Raw genomic sequence first — 3,644 nt, 5'->3', positions numbered from 1 at the left:
ATCGCCGGCGCGCCGGCAGCCGGGTGGGTGGTGATCGAGTGGATCCGCCGCCGCCGCCTGGACCCCATCGGCCTGATCGTCCTGTTCGGGTTCGTGGCCGGAGTGGTCGCCTCGGTGGCGCTGGGCGGGGACGCCTTCGTCCTCAAGGTGCGGGACTCGGCCTTCACCGCTCTGTTCGGTGTCGCCTGTCTCATCTCGCTGACGTGGCGCCGCCCGATCATGTTCTTCATCGGCCGGGCCCTGTCCGCCGGCAACGACCCCACGAAGCAGCGCGCCTATGACGAGCTGTACGAGATGCCGACGGCGCCCCGGACCTTCGCCATCATCACCGCCTGCTGGGGCGTCGGCCTGATGGTCGAGGCCGGCCTTCGGGTGGTGCTGGCGGTGGCCCTGCCCACCGGTGCCTTCCTGGCCGCCTCGCCGATCCTTGCGGGCGTGGTCTTCGGGGGTCTCTTCGCCTTCACCATCTGGTTCAGCAAGCGGGCCCGGCGCCTGGGCGAGGAACTGCTCCAGGACACGGGGCTGATCTACCCGTCGGTACCGGAGGGCGCCGCGTAGGGCGGGTCCCGAGCGGTCCGGGGATCAGCCGACCGCCGCCCGGAGGGCTGCGACGGTGTCGAGGTCCTCCAACGCCAGCTCGGCCCGTCTCCTCAGGTCGGCGCCGAGGCTCTGGCCGTCACCGGTGGCATACGAGGGCATGAAGGCCAGGAAGGTGGCGAGGACGGTGTAGCCGGCGTGGACGCGGTGGACGGCCCAGGCCTCGTCGAAGCCGATCCGGGCGCCACCCGCCGCGGCCAGGGCGTCGAGATACAGCTTCAGGAGATCCCGCTCGGAGGGCCGGCGCTCGTCCGGGTCGACGGTCATGGTCAGGAAGTAGCTGACATCCCGGAGCGGCGTGCTGACGCGGGACAGGCCCCAGTCGATGAAGCCCACCCGGCCGCCGTCCAGAAAGACGTTGCCGATGTGGAGGTCCCCGTGGATGTAGGTCTGGGGCCCGGCATTCCACAGCTCGTCCAGGCGCCCGTGGTGCGCGACGTACAGCTCCCCCGCCGCCAGATAGTCCGCGGTGAGCGCGTCCCTGTGCTGGTCGAGGACGGAGCGGAGCCGCCGGGCGGTGGCGTCGGTGCGGCGGATCACCGGAGCTCCCAGCCATGGAGCCGCCGCCGAGCGGACGGCCGCATCCTGGAAACGGGCGTGGAAGCGGGCGAGCTCCTCCAGGGCACGGGCGGCGGCATCGGCCGTGACCCCCCACGCCCCGTCCGAGAACTCACACCCCCCGGCGGCGAGGTCCTCCAGCAGCAGCACGAAGTCCCCGTCCTCGTCGAAGGCGGCGTAGTAGCTGCGGGGCACCCGGAGATCGAGGGATGCGGCGATGTCGGCGTAGAACTGCGACTCCCGCCGGCCCATGCCGCTGGCGCTGATCATCTCCCGATGGGCAGGATCGGTCGGCGGCAACTTCACGAACAGGGACGGGGGGCCGGATTCCGCCTCGGTGAACGAGAGGCCGATCCGTACCCGCTGGTTGGTGGCCGAGGTGTGACCGAGCACCTCGACGCCGACCACCTCGGTCCCGAGGGTCTCGGACAACCACGACGCTGACAGATCCGAGGCGGCGGAAGGGAGTCGGCCCACGAGGCCGAACTTACAGCCATGGCATCGCGGTACCGCTGGGGGCTGGGGGCCGCCCTGATGGCGCTCCTGGTCCCGCTCGGCGCACTCGTCCCGCCGGCCGTGGCATCCGGACCCGAGCCCCCGTCGCAGGATCCCTTCTACACCTACTCGGGCCCGACGCCTCTCCGTGCCGTCCCACCGGGCACCGTGCTGCGGCAGCGCTCGGTCCAGCTGGCCTTCGGGCCGGGCAACTCCACGCCGATCAGCGCCGAGCAGCTGCTGTACCGGACGACCGATCAGCTGGGCCACGCCACCGCCACCGTGACCACAGTGCTCACGCCCACACCGGACCCCGTCGTCCCGAGGATCGTCGGCTACCTGAGCTTCTATGACGGTCTGGGCTCGCGGTGTGATCCCAGCTACACCCTCGCCGGCGGGGACCCCGGTGACTCCACCTACGCCCAGGAGGCCGAGGAGGAGGAGCTCCTGATCACGTGGTACCTCTCCCAGGGAGACATCGTCACCGTGCCCGATTTCGAGGGCACCCGCCTCGACTGGATGACGGGTCACGAGTCCGGATACGGGACGCTCGACGCGCTCCGCGCCACTGAATCGTATCTGCGCATCGGCGCCGACACGGAGGTCGGGCTCTCGGGCTACTCGGGAGGTGCGGTGGCGGCCGATTGGGCCAGCGAGCTGGCGCCCTCCTACGCCCCGAAGGTGAACATCGTCGGGGTGGCCGAAGGCGGCATCCCGGCCAACTACCTCGACCACTTCGCCTACATCAACGGCACCGCCGAGTACTCCGCTGCCATCCCCGGGGAGCTTCTCGGGCTGTCGCGCGCCTACGGCGTCGACCTGAAGCGGTACATGTCACCGTTCGGCCTCGAGGTTGTCCAGCAGGAGGCCAACACGTGCATCGCCTCGGACTTCGGGAAGTACCCGGGGCTGACGATCAGCTCGATCATGCTGCCCGCCTACCGGAACCTGGCCCAGGTCGCTCCCTTCGCGAGCGTGCTTCGCGACCAGACGATGGGGACGGCCAAGACCCATCCGGGTGAGCCCCTCTTGATGGGCGTGGGCAACGTCGACGGGAAGGGGGACGGCGCCATGGTGGCCGCCGACGTGAAGGCGCTGGCCCGTCACTACTGCGCCGAGGGGGTACCGGTCGACTACCAGGAGTACTCCGGCGCCTCTCATACCGAAGCCGGCGCCTACTTCGACCCCGAGACCGGACCGTTCCTCCAGGGTCGCTTTGCCGGGGCTCCCACCGTCAGCAACTGTTCCTCACTGGGTTCGTAGGGATGACCTCGGGCGCAGGCGGGCGCCGGCCCTGGCCCCGCCGCCTGGTGCTGGTGGCCGCGGTGGTCGTGCTCCTGCTCGACGGGCTTGCCATCGTCTTCCGGACCCGCTCCACCGCCCTGAGCGTCGGGCAGGCCGTGGCCAACTACCGCAAGACCCTCGGACACCGTCCCGCGCCGGTCCGGCCGCCCGGCGGGCCGGGATCGGCGCCGGGCGCCGCCCCCTCAGCCGTTCCCGTGGCGCCCGGGACTCCCACATCGGTCGGGAGCCCGGGTCCCGCCCAGCCCGGATCCGTGGGGGCGTCCGCCGCGGCGGGACCGGCTCCGGCCCACCCGACAACGACCGCGCCTTCCCCCATGCCCGCTGACGGCGTCTACGTCTACGCGACCAGCGGCTACGAGAAACTCAGCACCCCGGGGGCGGAACGCCAGTACCCGTCCCGGTCGACGATCACCGTGAGCCCAAAGGGCTCCTCGTGCCAGAGTCAGCGCTGGGAGCCGGCCCAGGAGCACTGGGAGGACTACGTCCTGTGCTTCCCGGCGCCCGGGGAGGTCACCTATCAGGCCACCAACAGCTACGTGAGCTTCTACGGAGTCGGGGAGCAGGCGTCGATGACCTGCACGCAGCCGGCCTGGTGGCGGCCCCCGTCGAACGCGGCGGGCAAGAAGTGGACCTACGTATGCTCCGGTTCCGGAGCCCGCTATGTGTCGACGGGGACCGTGATCGGCGTC

General features: G+C 71.0%; 4 protein-coding genes. 3 read left to right on the top strand and 1 reads right to left on the bottom strand.

Annotation, left to right across the window (positions count from 1 at the left end; all coding sequences use genetic code 11):
• On the top strand, positions 1-558 hold a 558-nt coding region (locus tag VFW24_10905), incomplete at its 5' end, for a VC0807 family protein (GenBank protein ID HEX5267271.1).
• A 24-nt stretch (positions 559-582) separates the two neighbouring features.
• Here the strand turns inward: VFW24_10905 and VFW24_10900 are convergent.
• Entirely contained in the window at positions 583-1,632 is a 1,050-nt protein-coding gene (locus VFW24_10900; protein HEX5267270.1) for a phosphotransferase, read from the bottom strand.
• An 18-nt stretch (positions 1,633-1,650) separates the two neighbouring features.
• On the opposite strand from VFW24_10900, the gene VFW24_10895 reads away from it, so the two are divergent.
• Entirely contained in the window at positions 1,651-2,913 is a 1,263-nt protein-coding gene (locus VFW24_10895) for a lipase family protein (GenBank protein ID HEX5267269.1), read from the top strand.
• A gap of 2 nt (positions 2,914-2,915) precedes the next feature.
• A partial coding sequence (locus tag VFW24_10890) for a hypothetical protein (protein ID HEX5267268.1) occupies positions 2,916-3,644 on the top strand: 729 nt, incomplete at its 3' end.

This window comes from Acidimicrobiales bacterium, assembly GCA_036273495.1.
GTDB lineage: Bacteria > Actinomycetota > Acidimicrobiia > Acidimicrobiales > JAJPHE01 > DASSEU01.
Note: the sequence above shows the minus strand (reverse complement) of the source record. Positions and strands in the feature narration are given on the sequence as shown.